Genomic DNA, 16,987 nt, shown 5'->3' on the forward strand with positions numbered 1-16,987 from the left:
TGAAATACATATTACATGGGTCTGTCAACAACACATACCAGAAACATGACGGGCCCATACTTGGCCATACCGGAACGACAAATGGTCGCGAAAACCCGGGCCAAATCGCACCCTAAGAACCCGCTCACAAGTATGTATCAGCAATAACCCGTATCAAATACGTAAAAAGACATAGCAACAAAAGTTCGCACCGCGCAACTGAAGAGTTGTTTTCTATATCTAACCTAATTATGATTTTATTAACTAACGGAGATTCTGAATTATCAGCTAGACACTAATAGTATAATAGTTCAGTAAAAGTGAACTTTTTTTAAAAGGCTGACGATGATCTATAAATATAATTGTAGTTATAGCTGAATACTAATGAACTACTTTTTTCTCAAGACTTTTGCCTTAATTGTTTGCATCTCATTTGCAGGCATAAGCTCTCCTTGAGAAGTTGCAATCGGTATTCCCTTTTCAATTACTTCTAAGCATTGCTCATATTTCTCTTCACTAAAGAGTATTTTTGACTTTAGTAAGTAGGCTACAGAATATTTAGGATTTTCATTTAATACTACTTCTAAATGCTTTAGTGCCTTTTCAAATTTTTCATTATTAAAATGAATATCAGCTAATCCAAAGTTTGCAACAACATCATTTTCATCAATGGCCAAAACCTTATTAAACATTTCAAAACGACGGGCACGTTCTTCCTTTTCCGCTCTTTCTTGTTCTTCTTTCGCTTTCTTCGCTTTAGCTTCATCACCGAAACGCTTGAAAGAAGCAACTGTTGCAAGGGCCTTTTCTTCTTCGGCCTCTTCTATTTTTCCAAGCTTCATTAAATATAAGGACTTATTGGTATGTGCCATAACAGAGCTTTCATCAACCGCTAATAACTCATCCATAACATCAATGGCCTTCTGGTGTTCTCCGCTATTTCCAAGAATAACTCCTTTAGACTCATATGCATCTGCGTATAAAGGATTGAAACTAATAACTTGATCTAACAAGCTTAAAGATTCAGTAATCTTATTTTTATGAAAGAGATGAACGGCCTTATTATAATAGTATTCACTAATCTCTTCTTTGATATTTTCTTTAGCAAGCACAGGGTATGTATTAATTTTGATTAAATCATCTTGGTATGAAACCTCAAGATTATTAATTAATAGCTCCCTTGGCGCTTTTACTACAGAAAAGTGAGTTTCACCAATCTTACAACGATTAAGTATCTCTACCTTTTTATCATTTAGACTAACCTCATCAGCTAGTTCTTTATTTGAAGTTAATAACACAGGATAACGAGCGGCACCTCTTCGACTTTCAATTTTTGATGCGGTTTCTTGTCCAAGAAAACACCCTTTATTATAACTAATTGCAAATTCATTTAAGCGCGTTTCATTAATTAATTTAGTGCGATCAATTGTTTTATCTAATATAGGCCATGCTGTTAAGACTTCTAAGAAGTTCACATAATCTTTCTTGTCTAATTTTTCATCAACTAGACCGATATAGCCTACACCATCAAATAAATCCATTGTAACGAAGTCATTTCCCTTCCTCGTTGAAAGGCATGGAAGCTTTTGAGTTTTCTCAATCGTTATATCTTCCATGATGATAAACTTCTCTAACTCTTCAATTGTTTCTTCAGAAATTTTCTCATCGACAGCAAGATAAAAACCATCATTATTATGAATTAAATAGAAAAAAGAAAACACACGTCCTGTACGATCAAGGCGACATGCGATTGTCGCAGCATTATCAAGGCCACTTATATCAGCAGTAATTTGCCTTTGTAGATACTCTCGAGTTTCCTCACCTTTAAACTTGTAAACAACATAATTATTTAACGTAAATTGGTTATCGTTAAAGAAGAATTCAAACATTACATCTTTAATAATCTCTTGATTGTTTTCCATATCGTTAACCTACTTTACTAATTACAATATTAATTAAACTGTACTAGGCATTTTTTATTGTACCTTTAACTATATAAAACTAAATATATAATAGAAATTGTCTTAAGACTATTTAACGTAATTTAGTGATGCACTGAAAAAAGGAAATCGTAATGTCTATTCGCCTCATTATCGATGACAAGAAAAACACAAAGAAAATTCTTATAAAAAATAAAATAACTTTTGGCCGAAACAAAGAAGTTGTCGATATTGTTCTAGATGACCCTAAAGTCTCTTCAAAACACTTTGAAATTATCTATGACAAAAGCTCAATTCTTGTCCGTGACCTGTCTTCCAAAAATGGAACATTTATCAATCAGAAAAGAATCGAAAATGAAGAGCCTTTATATGTCTATGATATTCTAAAAGCTGGCAGCATTAGTATATCTATTGATGCTAAATCACTTACAAGTTCTGAATTTGAAAGACTCTATAGAAAAACAGATCCAAATTATTGGGGTGAGAATATTACGAATATTCTAAAAACCAGCAAATTCGTCTTAAAAGATATTAAAAAACCTATTAAGATTAAACGCTAAAGCTTTCACCACATCCACAAGTATTCTTTGCATTTGGATTTTCAAATACAAAGCCCTTTCCGTTTAGGCCGTCTTTGAAATCTAAAGTTATTCCACTTAGGTATATTGAAGACTTAGGATCGATAAGAATCTTTACGCCATCCATTTCAATAATATTGTCACTGTCCTTAGGGGCATCAAAGTCGATATTATAAGATAGTCCAGAGCATCCGCCTCCGATAACACCTAGACGAAGACCGAAGTCAGTCTTAGAACGATTTTCACTTTCGAAAATGTTTTTTATTTGGCCAAGGGCCTTTGATGTTACATTTAATAGCTCACTCATATAAACCTCTGAAATTACGTAGGTAATTATATCCAATACCTGTATTATATCATATTGGTGATATACTTTATATAGGAGTATCAAGCAATGTCTATCTCATTAGTTATTAAATGTGGTGAAAATACGGCCAAATTTTTGATCAAACCAAAAATCACTTTCGGGCGATCAAAGTCGGCAGTAGATATATCAGTAGATGATAAGAAAATATCATCAAAACACCTTGAAATTACACACGAAAAAAAAAGTGAGATAATAGTTAAGGACCTTAACTCTACAAATGGTACCTTCATCAATAATAAGAAAATTGAAGGGCCCCATAGGCTCTATGTCTATGAAACTGTAAGAATAGGAAATTGCTATATTACAATATGTCTTGATGACTTAACTGAGCTCGAACTTAAATCTCTCACCCGACCGATCGAAGAGCATTTCGAAAATGGTGAAGTGACACAGACCAATACGAATCTTGCCGATCAAACAAGCTTTTTGGCCATAAATAATAAATTAAGCCTGCAAAGCCCGAAGCTTCGCGGAGATATTAAAAAGAAAGCACAAACTAAAAAGCCAGCTAAGAAAAAGAAACCAAAAGAGCCTGAAGAGGATAAAACTGTCATGACTAAAATCATGAAGTTTTTCAAATAAGACTCTTACTTATTTGGTACCCAAGCAACATCCTTAATATTTTCAATCTTATTTAGAAATCTTGCTACAATAAAGAAATAGTCAGATAAGCGATTTAGATATTCTAAATCGATTCTTTCAACATCACCTAAGTCCACGGCCTGTCTTTCTACTTCACGAGTTTTAGTACGACAGATATGAATATGAGAAGCGGCAACTCCTCCCCCAGGTAGAATAAAGTACTTCAATGGATCAACGATAGTATCGAAGTAATCGATTTCTTCTTCTAAGTGGATTAACTCATCTTCTTTTAGCTTAGGTAAATTGTAATTTTCACGGTCCTCTTTTAGACTCGCAAAGTTGGACCCAAGGACAAAGATATTGTCCTGGATCCTTTTAAATGTATTTTTTAATCGTACTTCTTGAATATAACAAAGAGATAAACCGATATAGCTATTTAGCTCATCCAAGTTTCCATAAAGGTTTATTCTAGCACTTGCTTTAGAAACACGTTGTCCACCAACTAGACTAGTCTCACCCTTATCACCTGTTCGAGTATATAGCTTAGATTTCTTCATTACATATTCCTTCTATATTTCCCACCAATCTCATATAGAAGATTTGTGATTTCACCTAATGAACAATAATTTACCGTCTCGATTAATTCTTCGAAAATATTTCCTCCAGAAAGTGCAACTTCTCTTAGGCGATTAAGCGCGTCTTCTGATTTATTTTTATTTCTTTCTTTGAAGTCATTGAGTCTAGCAATTTGTCCTTTCTTTTCTTCATCACTACAGCGAGATAATTCAATTTCTTGATTTAGTTGCTCGTCAATATTATCGGCGATGTAAGTATTCACACCAATAATTGGTAGCTCACCTGAGTCTTTAAGAGTTTCATAATGAAGTGACTCTTCTTGAATCTTAGATCTCTGATACATACTTTCCATTGCACCAAGAACACCACCTTTGTCTGAGATTCTCTCAAATTCAGAAAGAATAGCTTCTTCAACAAGACCAGCTAACTCTTCAATTACGTAAGCTCCTTGCATTGGATTATCAGACTTATTAAGACCGAATTCACGGTTGATAATCATTTGAATTGCCATTGCACGACGAACAGACTCTTCAGTTGGAGTCGTAATCGCTTCATCATATGCATTTGTATGAAGAGAGTTACAATTATCTGAAAGTGCAAGATAAGCTTGTAGAGTTGTTCTAATATCGTTGAAATCAATCTCTTGAGCATGAAGTGAACGACCAGATGTTTGAATATGATACTTAAACTTCTGAGCCTTATCATTTGCTCCATACTTATTACGCATTGTAATCGCCCAAATCTTTCTAGCAACTCGACCGATTACTGAATATTCAGGATCTAATCCATTAGAGAAGAAGAAAGATAAGTTTTGAGAGAACTCATCTATATTTAATCCACGAGCTAAGTAGTACTCAACAAATGTGAATCCGTTTGCCAGTGTGAAAGCAACTTGTGTAATTGGATTCGCACCAGCTTCTGCAATATGATAACCAGAAATTGAAACAGTATAATAATTTCTAATTTTTTGCTGACAGAAGTATTCTTGAACATCCCCCATCATTTTTAATGCAAATTCTAGAGAGAAGATACAAGTATTTTGGGCCTGATCTTCTTTTAAAATATCTGCTTGAACTGTTCCACGAATTTGTTGAAGGATCGCCAAACGCTTATCTTTATCATAATAATCATCGCCCTTAAGTTTTTGTCTTAGGGCCGTATTAAGATAGAATGCCAGCATAATTGGTGCCGGTCCATTGATTGTCATTGAAACTGAAGTGTATGGATCTGAAAGATCAAAACCATCAAATAATAATTCCATATCCTCAACTGTTGCAATTGAAACACCTGCTTCGCCAATTTTACCAAAAATATCTGGACGTAAATCAGGGTCCTCTCCGTAAAGAGTTACAGAATCAAAAGCTGTTGAAAGACGCTTTGCCTTGTCATCTTTTGAAAGATAGTGAAAACGTTTATTAGTTCTTGCTGGTCCACCTTCACCTGCAAACATTCTCTTTGGATCTTCATCTGTACGCTTAAATGGGAAAATCCCAGCACCGTATGGGAAGAACCCTGGAAGGTTTACATTTCTAATGAACTTATACTGATCTACAATTGAGGTGAAATTTGGTGTTCCAACTTTTTGGATATCAACACCTGAAAGGGATTGATACTTAGTCGCTACGTTGAACTCACGATCACGAACCTTGTAAGTAAATGTTCCACTTTCATATTGCTTAAGAACGGATTGAAATTGTTCTAATTCTTTTTCAACTTCTTCACCAAGTTCTTCTTTTAACTGAGTAAGCTTTTCATCGATCTCTTTGCTTGGAACAATTTTACTAGTGATCTCAAGGGCCTCAACATCACGTAGCTTTTCCATTCTCTCAAAAGTTTCTGAGTTATAGTCACGACTTGTTTTTGCAATTTCTCTTAAATAAAGAGCTCGCTCTGGTGGAATAATTCTTGTCTTATCAGTACGTGCACGATTGGCCTCAATTCCTTCCAGAGGCGCTTGATCGAAATCAAAAGTCTGTGCAATTGCTTGAAATAATGCATTTACCCCAACGTCATTAAACTTAGATGCCATCGTTCCAAAGATTGGCAACTCTTCATCAGTTGGAGAACCTGGATGTCCAGCAAAGAGATTATGATTGCGACGATATTGTTTTCTAATATCTCTCATTGAATCTTCTGAGCGAGGTTTTTCAAATTTATTTAAAACAACAAAGTCAGCTTGTTCAAGCATTTCGATTTTTTCTAACTGAGTTGCGGCACCGTACTCAGGTGTCATTACATACATACACTTATCAGAAATCTTTGTGATCTCATCAGAAGCCTGACCAATACCTGAAGTTTCAACAATAATTAAATCAAAGTCTTGTTCCTTTAAAAAATTAACAGTCTTTTTGATTTGTGGCGAAAGTTCTGTTCCTGAGTCACGAGTTGCAAGAGATCTAATATAAAAGTTTTCAAAGTTTGCAGATCCTAATCTAATACGATCTCCAAGTAGTGCCCCCTGTGTCTTTTTCTTTGTTGGATCAACTGAAATAAGAGCGACTTTCTTCTCTGGATAGAAGCGGTGAAATCTTAAAAGAGTTTCATCAATTAATGATGACTTACCGGCTCCACCTGTTCCCGTAATACCTAGAACTGGAATATTCTTTTCTGAAGATGGAATCTCAATTTCTGTCCCATCCTCAATTGCAGTAATAACCTTTGCAAGACTTGTCTTTGGCAACTCTTTTTGCTTAGCATTTAAGTCAAAACCTTCCAGTGTCGAATGAGTTGCTCGCTCAATCATGTCATCAATGATGCCCTCAAGACCAAGCTTCATACCATCTTCTGGAGAATAGATTCTTGTAATTCCCTTTTCATGCAGGGCCTTAATCTCTTTTGGTGTGATAACTCCACCGCCTCCGCCAAAAATACGTACATTTGAGGCACCAGCTTCATCTAAGAGCTCTCTAACGTAGGCAAAGTACTCATTATGCCCACCCTGGTAAGAACTCAGTGCAACTGCATGAGCATCTTCATGTAATACAGCATCCACAACTTCTTGCGCCGAGCGGTTATGGCCTAAATGAATTACCTCAACGCCTTTTGACTGAAGTAATCTTCTCATAATATTTATTGATACATCGTGACCATCAAATAAGCTGGCCGCTGTGACAAATCTTAGTTTTCTCACGGTAAACCCCTGAAATTATGTAAAGTAAAAATTATTATTTACTTAATCTTTTTACGTTCCAATATTGCTAAAGGACTATACCTAATGTATTTTAATCAGGCAAAAATCCCTTTAATGATGCGTTGATATACGTTAAAATACTGTCTGTATTAAAGTATTAGGAATTGCTAATGAGCGAAGATGTTAAATTTTTAGTTGAGAACCCTTACCACTCAGCACGTTTTAAACCTGCGAGAAAAGGTAAAAAAGGTCCAAAACTACTTGCTGTTGTACACCAATCAGGTTGTACAGGTTGTGAAATCTGTATTCAAGGATGTCCAGTAGATTCAATTGAACTAGTTCCTGGGCCAAATCCAAATAACCCACAATTTAATCAAACAGTTGAAATCGATCTAGCACGTTGTATCGGTTGTCAAAACTGTTCTCAAGATTGCCCTTGGGAAACGATTACAATGTATGAACATAATGATGCATTTGCTATCTGGGGAAAAGAGACTCTAAAGTCAGAACTTTATATCTCAGAAGAAAGCTTAGATCAGCTTCATAATGAATACGGGATTAAAAAAGATTTACCAAGTGAAGAATCAAATAATGAAGAAGAGAGTGCTTAAGTATTAGCACTCTTCTTCTTTCCTTTATACTCTGTTAAGAAATAATCAATTATATAGATACCTGCTGCCACAGAAATGGATGCGTCTGCAACATTGAAAGCTGCAAAATGCCAGCCACCATAATAGAAATCAAACATATCAACAACGTAATCTAGTGATATACGATCAATTAGATTTCCCACGGCCCCTGCAAAGATCATTGAATAGGCAAGACATAGAAGATAGCTCTTCTTACGTGCATCCCAAATAAGATAGACAAACCAAAAGCAAGCAATAACTGGAAGAATCTTAAAGAGAACCATTCTAACAACGTCCGGGAAGCTTCCTCCCATTCCGAATGCAACCCCTGGATTTCTAACATATGTTAAATTAAAAAAGCCTGGAATTACCTCAAGAGTTTCACCTAGTTTAAAACTTGATTGTATTGCGCCTTTTGAAAATTGATCTAAAAATAAAATCCCTACAATAAGTAAGGTCATTTGCCATATTCGATTCATTCGTAATATTCCTTAGGATTAATTTCGTATTTCTCAATTTTACGAAGTAACGTCTTCTTTGGAATATTCGCTTTTAGAGCAGTTTGATTAATCTTACCCTTATTGATCTTTAAGGCCTGAACAATAAACTCTTTCTCAAAGATATCTTTTGCCTGTGAAAAATTAAGCCTTAACTCACCATCTTCTTCTGTCGTCGCAAAAACAAATTGATAGCCTTGCGCACTTGCAATTAGCTTCTCATCTTGACCTGCGTCTGTAAGAACAGAGTCTTTAATCTCTTCATAATCGATAATTGTTTGTTCATCAGCATCATTAGATGATTCAACAGTTGCTGATTTACGAATCTTATCTGGTAGTGAAGAAGATTTGATTATGTCTCCGCTTTCAATAATAAAAGCATGCTCAATAACGTTTCTTAGTTCTCGAATATTTCCTGGCCAATCATGACTCTTCATAATGGCCATCGCATCATCATCCAGTCCCGAAATACTGAGATGGTGAACATTGTTAAAATATTTAACGTAGTAATCCACAAGGTGTGGAATATCTGAATTTCTTTCTCTTAATGGAGGTAGATAAACTGGAAGAACATTTAAACGATAAAATAAATCTTCTCTAAAAGTTCCGTCTTCAATCATTTTCTCAAAAGGCTTATGTGAAGCAGCAATGATTCTTACGTCACATTTAATTTCTCTGTTTGAACCAACAGGAGTGAACGAGCCTTCTTGAAGAACACGAAGTAGCTTGACTTGCATTGTAGGTGAAACATCACCAATCTCATCTAAAAAAAGTGTTCCACCGTCAGCAAATTGAAATTTACCAATCTTTCTTTCATTGGCACCAGTAAATGCACCTTTCTCGTGCCCAAATAATTCAGACTCAATTAAGTTCTCTGGTATCGCGGCAAGATTAATCGTTACAAACTTCTCATCTTTTCTTGGCCCATTATAGTGAATGGCACGAGCAACAAGCTCCTTACCAGTACCTGACTCACCTCGAATAAGAACCGGTGTATTGACCTGTGCAAGTTTTCCAATTACGTTGAAAACCTTTTGCATAACATCTGATTCACCAACAAATTTATTCTTAGTATCCCCAAGAGATAAAACTGGAGCAGAGAATCCAACTGTCTCAACTAGTGAGCGTGCTTTTAATGCTCGCTTAATTAAAGAAACTAAATTCTCAGAGCTAATTGGCTTCTCTAAGTAATTATAAGCACCTTCTTTAACGACCTTTACAGCATCAGTAACATTCGAATATGCCGTTAAAATAATAACAATAACAGATGGGTCATGTTTTTTGATTTCAGTTAAGGCTTCAATCCCATCCATCTCTGGCATGTTAACATCCATAACAACCAGGTCATATTTCGTTTTATAAACTGCACTTAGTGCTTCTTTTCCATTGTCTGCAACATCGACAGCGAAGTGATGAAATTCAAGAGCTTCCCTTACAGAACTCTGTAAAACCTTATCATCATCAACGACTAAAACCTTATGCATACGCACTCCAATTATTTATTTAAAAATTTAATTAAAAAGCTTGTTCCTTCACCAATTTGAGAGGTTACAGATATCTCTCCACCATGAAGTTCTACAAAATATTTTACCAGATAAAGACCTAGACCGCTTCCCTTAATCGTATGAGAAGCATCGTTTTTAACCCGATAAAACTTCTCAAATATATTATCGACGTCATTTTGTCCCATACCAACGCCATTATCCGATATTTCAATATAAACCCAAGTATCATCATCCCAAGTTTTAATATCAATGACTTTGCCTATACCGGCATATTTAATTGAGTTTTCAACAATATTTGAAATAATTCTATTAACTAAGCTCGTGTCAATTTCGATAGGAAATAATGGGCCTAATTCAGTATTGATTTTCATCTCTTTTGATCGTGCTAAATAACTTAAGCTATTTACACAATCATCAATTACTTTATTAACATCCTTACTTTGTAGATTAAGGTAAATATTTCGTGATTCAACTTTAGTTAAATCTAAGATTGAAGTTATAAAATTATTTAATTCTTTAGTTGAATCAATTATTGTTTTTAACCCTTCATGAACATACGTTTCACCACCACGATTTTTCTGCAACATATTGTCTGCAACACCTGCAATCTTGGCCACAGGGGTTTTTAAATCGTGTGACATTAATGAGATAAAGTTTTGTTTCAAATCTTCAACTCTTTTTAATAATTTAGTCTCTTCCTGAATTTTATAACGACGTTGATATTCACCAATGGCCCTAAAGGGAACCCAAATATAGTAAACAACAAACACAGTAAGTAAGATGTGGGTTATATATAGCCAAAGTCCAAAAGCAATGAATATCAAATAAGAAATCAGAATCGTACTAAAGATAATAGCAACTGTAGTTACAAGTCCTTTTACTGGCTGGATACGTGAGATAACAATTGAAAGAATGATACCAATTAGCATCGAAATTAATTTTGTTACCCACATCGGTATTGCATAGACTAGCTTATTTTCTATAAGTGACTTAGTCATATTGGCATGTATTTCTAATTTTGGTGATCGCCTCTGATCTTTATCAAATGGAGTTTTAGCGTAATGACCAAGATTTGATATATATGCGGGACCAATTAATACTATTTTTCCATTAAAATAGCCTGGCGGAATATTCCCAACAACAACCCTATGAACTGGTAGTTTTTCGACATGTTTAAGTTTGCGTAAGGGGTAACGAAACAAGCTAAAACTAGCGTCAGCTTCGGGCATATAATATGCACTTTTTAGATTATTAAGAATTAGTGGCTCTTTACCATGAAGAATTCTCCACTCATTTGCCGTCCAAAAGCTTAATGTCTCTTCTCCTGATATATTGAGAACCATTCTTCTTACAACATCATCTTTAGCAAATAGCTTACTATCAATATTAACAATTGCTGGAGAATAACCAAGATCTCGTAATTGTTGAGGAGGCAGTCTTTCCCCCCATGCATCTAATTCAGTTCCATAACGATATAGGCCACCTTGTTTGACGTAGGCTTTAATTTCATCGTGAAGCAATTCTAAAGAATTTGCTTCTCTCTCATTTAAAGGTGCTGAAAGATCTCCAAAGAAATTAATAATAGCAGGCTTATCTTTTAAAACCTTACGGAATAATTTTAAGTAAGTTGTATAAGTATAGGGATAGCTCTCACCTAAAAACTCATCACTTTCTTCATCAATTTTTATAAGAACAATTCTGTCATCTTTATTTAGACTAAAGTCCGTTTTTAGACGTAAGTCATAGAAGATTGCTTCAATCGTTGGAAATTTGTATTGGAAAAGAACCAAAAGAAAAACAATCGTAAAAAGCGCTGGATAATACTTTGTATAATCCAATTCTTTAAAAAATTTAAAAACTTTCTTCATAGTAGCTCACTTTGATAGAACCTTTGGTCCATCTCGTGTTCCTTATGATAATGGAGTGACCACATTGTTGTAGAAGAAATATTAAAATGTACTTTGTTAATTCTTGAATTCTCAAGATAAATCACTTTTTGTGCAATACCTCTTATATCGATTTGACTGTTCTCACTATTGCTAAAAAAATGTTTCTTATAGCTATTAGAAATATAGTTAAAGAGTCTTCTCGGTACGACAAAAATATAGCGAAAGACGGCTTCCGCTCTTAAGAGATTAAATAGCCAATTAAAAATATTACGCCAAAATAATAGTACTGCTAATAAATGCCCCAGAATCTTTGAATTGAATGTATCAGCAAATCCCATCTCTGCTTCAAGATAGCGATCCATTTCTACATCTGTTAAACGCTCGAGTAAGCTTGAGTTTAATATAAGAAAATGGCTTCCAAGAAGTGTTCCCTGCAAGAAGAATGGAGCATCCTTACCCTGATAAATTTGTGGAGTTGGACGATTCCTATAAAATAAAAAGCTTGAAACCTTCCTATACAATCGAGGTCTTTCTTCCCTAGAAACTTTCTGTAAGTTAAATCGAGAAATAACGATTGAAGGAATTATGTAAGTGAATGAAATCACATAGATTAAGACGGCGATAGCAAGATTATTTAGTATATGTAGATTAGGTCCAAATACAACCAAGAACCCAGTTATAAAAAATATCTGAATGAAGATAATAAAAAAGCTTAAAAGATATGAAATAAATACACTAAACAAAATTTTGTCCCTATTTTTTTTACAAGATCATCTCTAATTATAGACCCAAATCCAAATTCCGGCTATAAGTCATCTAAATTACAAATTGATAATAGTCACTGTAAGCGCTATGCGCAAGCAAGCATTTCGCAGCGCACCTATTGTCGAATCCGTAATTGTGATACACAAGGCATTAACGTTTAAATTATAGAATTAAAGGGGTGTTTTTGATGCAAGGTAAGCTACTATTCGGTACAGCAGGTGTTCCAAATTCAACAGCTAAAAAGAACAATCCAGTAGAAGGCGTAAGACGAATTCACGAACTAGGTCTTGACTGTATGCAACTAGAGTTTGCACACGGTGTTAGAATGAAAGAAGAAGTTTCATCAAACCTAAGAAAAGTTTCATATGAATTAGGTGTTCCTTTGACATCACACGGCCCTTACTACATCAACTTAAACGCAAGAGAACAAGATAAAATTGACTCTTCTGTTGAAAGAATCATTCAAACAGCAAAGATCTCAGATCTATGTGGTGCTGAATCTATGACTTTCCACGCTGCTTTCTATATGAAAGATTCACCATACGATGTTTTCGATCTTGTAGAAAAAAGTATGAATGTAATCGAAGAAAGACTAAGTCGCCTTGATATCGAAATTGAACTAAGACCTGAGCTAACAGGTAAAACATCTCAATTTGGTTCTCTTGAAGAGCTTATTAACCTTACTAAAAACGTTGATTCATGTCGTCCTTGTATGGATTTCTCACACCTTTTCGCACGTACTAATCAGTATAATAGCGAAGAAGAATTCGACATGGTTATTGGTAAGTTAAAAGAAGAATTAAGTGAAGAAGCTATCCAAAATATGCATATTCATATTTCGGGTATCAGCACTAACTCTAAGGGTGACCTTAAGCATCTAAACCTTGAGCAATCAGACTTTAATTGGAAGGCCCTACTTAAGTCTCTTAAAAAGAATGGTTGTGGTGGATATATGATTTGTAATTCACCAAACTTAGAAGAAGACGCATTGATGCTAAAAAATTATTACATGACTTTATAAAAATAAAAAAGCGGCTTTTAAGCCGCTTTTTTTATGTCTGCATATTCCTTAAATCTCAAATATAAATCATCACCAAAAACATAGAAATAAATATCTTCAGTAGTATTGAAGAATTCTTTTAAGGCACTATCAAGATCAACATCATAAGATTTTAAATCTAAATAGCAGCCTTTAATTAAATCCTGTATTAATGCAAAGCTTTTTGGAAAATCGAGAGTCTTAGTGTCCCATTCAACTCGATATGAACTTGTGTCTGAAATATATTTTAATTTAATCCCCTCAGACTCATTAGGTTCCAAAATATCAAATGTTTCATAAACAAGACTTTCTAATGTAAATTCAAGTATTTTCTTATTCTTCACATTAAACTATTCGGTAACTTTTAAATTATATTAACGAATATCTTCTTCTTTAAACTCGTAGAATGACTTTACATCACTAATATTTGAAATGAACCACTTTTCATCTCTTTTAACAATTAAAGCGATCTTTTTGACAGAAATGGAAACATCTCTCTTTGACTCTTCTGCCGTTGCATCCGCTTCATATGAGAGAGTGTAAGTTATTGAACATTCATCACCACTACAGTTTTTATAGACAATTTTAAAGCGGCTATCTGAAAATTCATTTGATTCGTTTAATTTATTAGGGTCTTCACCAAGAGCTTGAGTGTACTCCTCAAGTAAATCACCAGTAAGGTAATCTTCAAGGTCATCAACACTGATCTTATCGTTTAAGCGCTTTTCAATAAATGATTTTAACACTCCTTCCGGACTATTATTTGACTGACAGCCTATTAGCAATAGGCAAAAAATAAGAACTTTAAACATAACTTCTTCCTTGAATTTTAATAAGAGACAATTCCTCTTCTCTTTAAAATATTAAATAATGTATTCCAATTATACTTTCCACTTGAGCTTGAATTTATTAACTTAAGGCCATAGCCATTTTCATAAACTAACTCAACATTAAATGTATCACTAAATTTTGCGCCTTCATAATCCAATTCAAAGTCTAGTTTTTCACCTTTAGATATTTTTTCATCTGTAAAAATAACAATACCTTTATCATCACAATTAGAAACTTTGACAGGTATCTTTGAGCCTGATGATAAGAAGATACTCCCCTCTAAAATACAGAATTTATCAAAATTAAAATTCTCTTTATTAAAGTTAGGCTTAAAAATAGCCTGGCCTAGCTCCTCTTTTAAAAGGAGGATCATATTATATGCAACTAACAAGAAAACTACTGAAAAGAGTAAGATGATTTTGTCATACTCAACCAAGAAAAGAGAGAAGACTTTGTAAAATATATTTAATACGAAAACGGCCATCACAACGACAGTAAGTTCTCCCATATACATAATTTTAAAAAGTAAAAATAATGCGAGGGCCGTTGTAAGTTTATAACTTCCAAGAATCCCGACAAAGCGTTCAAAGTTTAATGCAGAGACATCGGCATCTAAAGAGAAGCATGTATGCAGAAAAAACAGCGAAAATATCACAAATAAAATATTAAGCAATTTAAATATTAATGTGTCAGTATTGTGCACTTTTTCCCTTCAATTTTAATTTTTTGATATAATCAATATATGGATTATTATCTCGAAATTTCTTCACGTTGTATAGAGTGTGATAACTGCAGGCTGATTTGTCCAGAAAAGGCTATTTTTATGGACAAAGGAAAATATACGATAGAACCATGGGCATGCACTTTATGTAATGCATGCACGCTTGTTTGCCCTGTCGATTGTATTAAAGAAGTGTCTCAAAAGGAGTAAGAAGCTCCATTATATTTAATTAACTTATTCTCGAAATCAAAAGTAACCCCACACCAAGTCATCTTTTTTTGTGATTTAAAATCTGAAGTATCTAACTCAGGAATACCTTTTAAAAAATTAACTATCACATCAGGTATTTCATCAAGCTTACTAATGACGCTTAAGTATTTATCTAAAGTTCCAAGATCTAAAAAGACAGGATTATCTGGTAAGCTCATCAATACATTTGACGACTTATAATCACAAACTGTTTTAAAAAATCCAGAAGACCCAGGTGTATAATTAACCTTTCCAAGATTGATTAGTCCGACACCAGAATAAGTGAAATAATCCCCACTTCCCTCATGTGGAATAATATCAATTAAGTGCCCATCTTTTAAAACAGTTTCATTATAGCTAGAATTACCATCGACATTTATGGCATACAAATGTGCAACAGCATCACAACGTTCTAAATTATAATAATCCGATTTTATGTTTTCAAAATCAAAGAAGTAAAACTGATCAGAGTTAATAATTAATATAATTTCGTTATCAACAACTTTTTTCAAATTATGTATACACCCACCACTACCTAGAATTTCAGGCTCATACAACAGAGTTACATTTTTGTCCTTTGCCCAATCAAGCATTTCTTCATGGCAATGATGAGAATTTATATAAATATTCTCGCAACCTAAATTTCTAGCATAAGCAACTTGTAAATCAAGCATCTTTAAATTTAGAAATGGCCACAAGGGTTTTGGAATAACCTTTCCAAGCTCCCCCATTCGCGTACCAAAACCTGCACTTGCGATAAAGCATGTCTTAATCATCACTACCTCTTTCAAGAATCTTTCCAAAACGCACGAAAGAGTCTTCATCTCTTAACTTTAAAACATCGATTAACTTCTTTAGATTAGGTTTAATAAATGGAAGATATCCATTTTTATTCTTATCAATACTAAGATAAGCAAAGCTACCCAGTGCTTTAAAAGTTCGCTGTATTTGAACTACCTGATAATCTTTTAAATATTTTGAATTAAATTCACTATCAAAAGAATTTAATAAAATTGACCTTTCTTCGTTTGAAAATTGTATATAGCAGTCATCTACCAGAGATACTAAATCATACATAACTGGCCCCACTCGCATATCCTGATAATCGATATGATAGAGTTCATCAGTTTTCACATATAGATTGTTAGAATGATAATCACGATGACATACTACTTTTTTATTTTCTTCATAGTAATTAATCAATAACTCTCTAACACTTGCAACGACAATTTTTTCGTCTTCATTTAGGTTTAGTTTCAAATGTTTTTCTAAAAAGAATTGAAGGGCCAAATCGAATTCAAACCCAATTTTCTCTCTATCGAAATATCGACTTTGACAAGTTTCTAAAGGGAGTCTTTGGTAAGATTTGATATCATTTACTGCTTGTATATGTTTCGTAAGTCCATTTTTAAGATAATAATCTTTCAAAGAAATATCACCAACATCCTCAAGAATAAGAAGAGAGATCTCTGGTAAATAAAGATAGATTTTTGGAGTGTTAATATCTTTTTCAATGAGAGTCGTGATCAAATTAAAATCACGACTCTGCTGTCCATTTGGCTCTTCTGTACAGACAATTAAACTTTCGCTCTCGTTTTTTAATCGATAATACTCTCTACTTGAAGCATCGCCAGAAAGTTTTATAAGGTTCCAACTCTCTTGAGAATATCCCTGCTGGTCTAAAATAGATTTAACTTCATTTATTTCCAT

Annotated in this window: 18 protein-coding genes; 5 read left to right on the top strand and 13 right to left on the bottom strand. The window is 34.0% G+C overall.

Going from position 1 to position 16,987, the window contains the following annotated elements:
- Nucleotides 1–368: 368 nt before the first annotated feature.
- Complete coding sequence (locus tag BALOs_RS14725; RefSeq protein ID WP_120405600.1) at nt 369–1,901, bottom strand: CDC27 family protein; 1,533 nt, start codon at nt 1,899–1,901, stop codon at nt 369–371.
- A gap of 152 nt (nt 1,902–2,053) precedes the next feature.
- Here BALOs_RS14725 and BALOs_RS14730 point away from each other — a divergent pair, with 152 nt between their 5' ends.
- The gene (locus BALOs_RS14730) at nt 2,054–2,479 is read left to right on the top strand and encodes an FHA domain-containing protein (protein ID WP_120405601.1); all 426 of its coding nucleotides are present in this window, start codon (nt 2,054–2,056) and stop codon (nt 2,477–2,479) included.
- Here BALOs_RS14730 and BALOs_RS14735 read toward each other — a convergent pair.
- Nucleotides 2,469–2,804 carry an iron-sulfur cluster assembly accessory protein gene (locus BALOs_RS14735; protein WP_114705930.1) on the bottom strand — a complete coding sequence of 112 codons (336 nt, stop codon included), beginning with the start codon at nt 2,802–2,804 and terminating at the stop codon, nt 2,469–2,471. The two genes, BALOs_RS14730 and BALOs_RS14735, sit on opposite strands and share 11 nt — an antisense overlap.
- An 87-nt stretch (nt 2,805–2,891) precedes the next feature.
- On the opposite strand from BALOs_RS14735, the gene BALOs_RS14740 reads away from it, so the two are divergent.
- Complete coding sequence (locus BALOs_RS14740; protein WP_120405602.1) at nt 2,892–3,446, top strand: FHA domain-containing protein; 555 nt, start codon at nt 2,892–2,894, stop codon at nt 3,444–3,446.
- Between the two features lie 5 nt (nt 3,447–3,451).
- Here BALOs_RS14740 and BALOs_RS14745 read toward each other — a convergent pair whose 3' ends face one another.
- Together BALOs_RS14745 and icmF are read right to left on the bottom strand one after the other, a co-directional pair.
- Nucleotides 3,452–4,003, bottom strand: a complete 552-nt coding sequence (locus BALOs_RS14745) for a cob(I)yrinic acid a,c-diamide adenosyltransferase (protein WP_114705932.1) — start codon at nt 4,001–4,003, stop codon at nt 3,452–3,454.
- The gene (gene icmF, locus BALOs_RS14750) at nt 4,003–7,152 is read right to left on the bottom strand and encodes a fused isobutyryl-CoA mutase/GTPase IcmF (protein ID WP_205570960.1); all 3,150 of its coding nucleotides are present in this window, start codon (nt 7,150–7,152) and stop codon (nt 4,003–4,005) included. The genes BALOs_RS14745 and icmF overlap by 1 nt, the downstream gene beginning before the upstream one ends.
- Nucleotides 7,153–7,322: 170 nt before the next feature.
- On the opposite strand from icmF, the gene BALOs_RS14755 reads away from it, so the two are divergent.
- The gene (locus BALOs_RS14755; RefSeq protein ID WP_114705933.1) at nt 7,323–7,763 is read left to right on the top strand and encodes a 4Fe-4S dicluster domain-containing protein; all 441 of its coding nucleotides are present in this window, start codon (nt 7,323–7,325) and stop codon (nt 7,761–7,763) included.
- On the opposite strand, the gene lspA is transcribed toward BALOs_RS14755, so the two are convergent.
- From lspA to BALOs_RS14775, 4 genes are read right to left on the bottom strand one after another with little or no spacing between them, the layout of a single operon-like run.
- Entirely contained in the window at nt 7,760–8,260 is a 501-nt protein-coding gene (gene lspA / locus BALOs_RS14760; RefSeq protein ID WP_114705934.1) for a signal peptidase II, read from the bottom strand. The two genes, BALOs_RS14755 and lspA, sit on opposite strands and share 4 nt — an antisense overlap.
- Nucleotides 8,257–9,762: a sigma-54 dependent transcriptional regulator gene (locus BALOs_RS14765; protein WP_114705935.1), complete on the bottom strand. Its 1,506-nt coding sequence runs from the start codon at nt 9,760–9,762 to the stop codon at nt 8,257–8,259. Before BALOs_RS14765 ends, lspA begins: the two co-directional genes overlap by 4 nt.
- 11 nt (nt 9,763–9,773) lie before the next feature.
- Nucleotides 9,774–11,651 carry an ATP-binding protein gene (locus BALOs_RS14770; protein ID WP_120405603.1) on the bottom strand — a complete coding sequence of 626 codons (1,878 nt, stop codon included), beginning with the start codon at nt 11,649–11,651 and terminating at the stop codon, nt 9,774–9,776.
- On the bottom strand, nt 11,648–12,340 hold the full coding sequence (locus BALOs_RS14775) for a hypothetical protein (RefSeq protein WP_162929721.1): 693 nt from the start codon (nt 12,338–12,340) through the stop codon (nt 11,648–11,650). Before BALOs_RS14775 ends, BALOs_RS14770 begins: the two co-directional genes overlap by 4 nt.
- A 284-nt stretch (nt 12,341–12,624) precedes the next feature.
- Between BALOs_RS14775 and BALOs_RS14780 the strand changes: the two genes are divergently transcribed.
- A complete protein-coding gene (locus BALOs_RS14780) occupies nt 12,625–13,458 on the top strand; it encodes a TIM barrel protein (RefSeq protein WP_233500245.1) in 834 nt (277 codons plus the stop codon).
- Nucleotides 13,459–13,475: 17 nt separating this feature from the next.
- Here BALOs_RS14780 and BALOs_RS14785 read toward each other — a convergent pair whose 3' ends face one another.
- The 3 genes from BALOs_RS14785 to BALOs_RS14795 are packed head-to-tail and all read right to left on the bottom strand — an operon-like array spanning nt 13,476 to nt 14,962.
- A complete protein-coding gene (locus BALOs_RS14785; RefSeq protein WP_114705939.1) occupies nt 13,476–13,820 on the bottom strand; it encodes a hypothetical protein in 345 nt (114 codons plus the stop codon).
- Nucleotides 13,821–13,850: 30 nt separating this feature from the next.
- A complete protein-coding gene (locus tag BALOs_RS14790; protein ID WP_114705940.1) occupies nt 13,851–14,288 on the bottom strand; it encodes a hypothetical protein in 438 nt (145 codons plus the stop codon).
- Between the two features lie 17 nt (nt 14,289–14,305).
- Complete coding sequence (locus tag BALOs_RS14795; RefSeq protein ID WP_133296881.1) at nt 14,306–14,962, bottom strand: hypothetical protein; 657 nt, start codon at nt 14,960–14,962, stop codon at nt 14,306–14,308.
- An 87-nt stretch (nt 14,963–15,049) separates the two neighbouring features.
- On the opposite strand from BALOs_RS14795, the gene BALOs_RS15590 reads away from it, so the two are divergent.
- Nucleotides 15,050–15,238, top strand: coding sequence for a 4Fe-4S dicluster-binding protein (locus BALOs_RS15590; protein WP_114705942.1), 189 nt, complete (start codon nt 15,050–15,052; stop codon nt 15,236–15,238).
- On the opposite strand, the gene BALOs_RS14805 is transcribed toward BALOs_RS15590, so the two are convergent.
- Both BALOs_RS14805 and BALOs_RS14810 read right to left on the bottom strand, forming a co-directional pair.
- Nucleotides 15,226–16,053, bottom strand: coding sequence for a sugar phosphate nucleotidyltransferase (locus tag BALOs_RS14805; protein ID WP_162929722.1), 828 nt, complete (start codon nt 16,051–16,053; stop codon nt 15,226–15,228). The genes BALOs_RS15590 and BALOs_RS14805 overlap by 13 nt on opposite strands.
- The gene (locus tag BALOs_RS14810; RefSeq protein WP_162929723.1) at nt 16,046–16,987 is read right to left on the bottom strand and encodes a phosphotransferase; all 942 of its coding nucleotides are present in this window, start codon (nt 16,985–16,987) and stop codon (nt 16,046–16,048) included. The genes BALOs_RS14805 and BALOs_RS14810 overlap by 8 nt, the downstream gene beginning before the upstream one ends.

It is taken from the genome of Halobacteriovorax sp. BALOs_7 (genome assembly GCF_003612895.1).
In the GTDB taxonomy this organism is placed as follows: Bacteria; Bdellovibrionota; Bacteriovoracia; order Bacteriovoracales; family Bacteriovoracaceae; genus Halobacteriovorax_A; species Halobacteriovorax_A vibrionivorans.

Excerpts from the sequence above, each read along its gene's own strand:
- BALOs_RS14725 (WP_120405600.1), bottom strand. The coding sequence starts at position 1,901 with ATGGAAAACAATCAAGAGATTATTAAAGATGTAATGTTTGAATTCTTC.
- BALOs_RS14730 (WP_120405601.1), top strand. The coding sequence starts at position 2,054 with ATGTCTATTCGCCTCATTATCGATGACAAGAAAAACACAAAGAAAATT.
- BALOs_RS14735 (WP_114705930.1), bottom strand. The coding sequence starts at position 2,804 with ATGAGTGAGCTATTAAATGTAACATCAAAGGCCCTTGGCCAAATAAAA.
- BALOs_RS14740 (WP_120405602.1), top strand. The coding sequence starts at position 2,892 with ATGTCTATCTCATTAGTTATTAAATGTGGTGAAAATACGGCCAAATTT.
- BALOs_RS14745 (WP_114705932.1), bottom strand. The coding sequence starts at position 4,003 with ATGAAGAAATCTAAGCTATATACTCGAACAGGTGATAAGGGTGAGACT.
- BALOs_RS14755 (WP_114705933.1), top strand. The coding sequence starts at position 7,323 with ATGAGCGAAGATGTTAAATTTTTAGTTGAGAACCCTTACCACTCAGCA.
- lspA (WP_114705934.1), bottom strand. The coding sequence starts at position 8,260 with ATGAATCGAATATGGCAAATGACCTTACTTATTGTAGGGATTTTATTT.
- BALOs_RS14765 (WP_114705935.1), bottom strand. The coding sequence starts at position 9,762 with ATGCATAAGGTTTTAGTCGTTGATGATGATAAGGTTTTACAGAGTTCT.
- BALOs_RS14770 (WP_120405603.1), bottom strand. The coding sequence starts at position 11,651 with ATGAAGAAAGTTTTTAAATTTTTTAAAGAATTGGATTATACAAAGTAT.
- BALOs_RS14780 (WP_233500245.1), top strand. The coding sequence starts at position 12,625 with ATGCAAGGTAAGCTACTATTCGGTACAGCAGGTGTTCCAAATTCAACA.
- BALOs_RS14790 (WP_114705940.1), bottom strand. The coding sequence starts at position 14,288 with ATGTTTAAAGTTCTTATTTTTTGCCTATTGCTAATAGGCTGTCAGTCA.
- BALOs_RS15590 (WP_114705942.1), top strand. The coding sequence starts at position 15,050 with ATGGATTATTATCTCGAAATTTCTTCACGTTGTATAGAGTGTGATAAC.
- BALOs_RS14805 (WP_162929722.1), bottom strand. The coding sequence starts at position 16,053 with ATGATTAAGACATGCTTTATCGCAAGTGCAGGTTTTGGTACGCGAATG.
- BALOs_RS14810 (WP_162929723.1), bottom strand. The coding sequence starts at position 16,987 with ATGGAAATAAATGAAGTTAAATCTATTTTAGACCAGCAGGGATATTCT.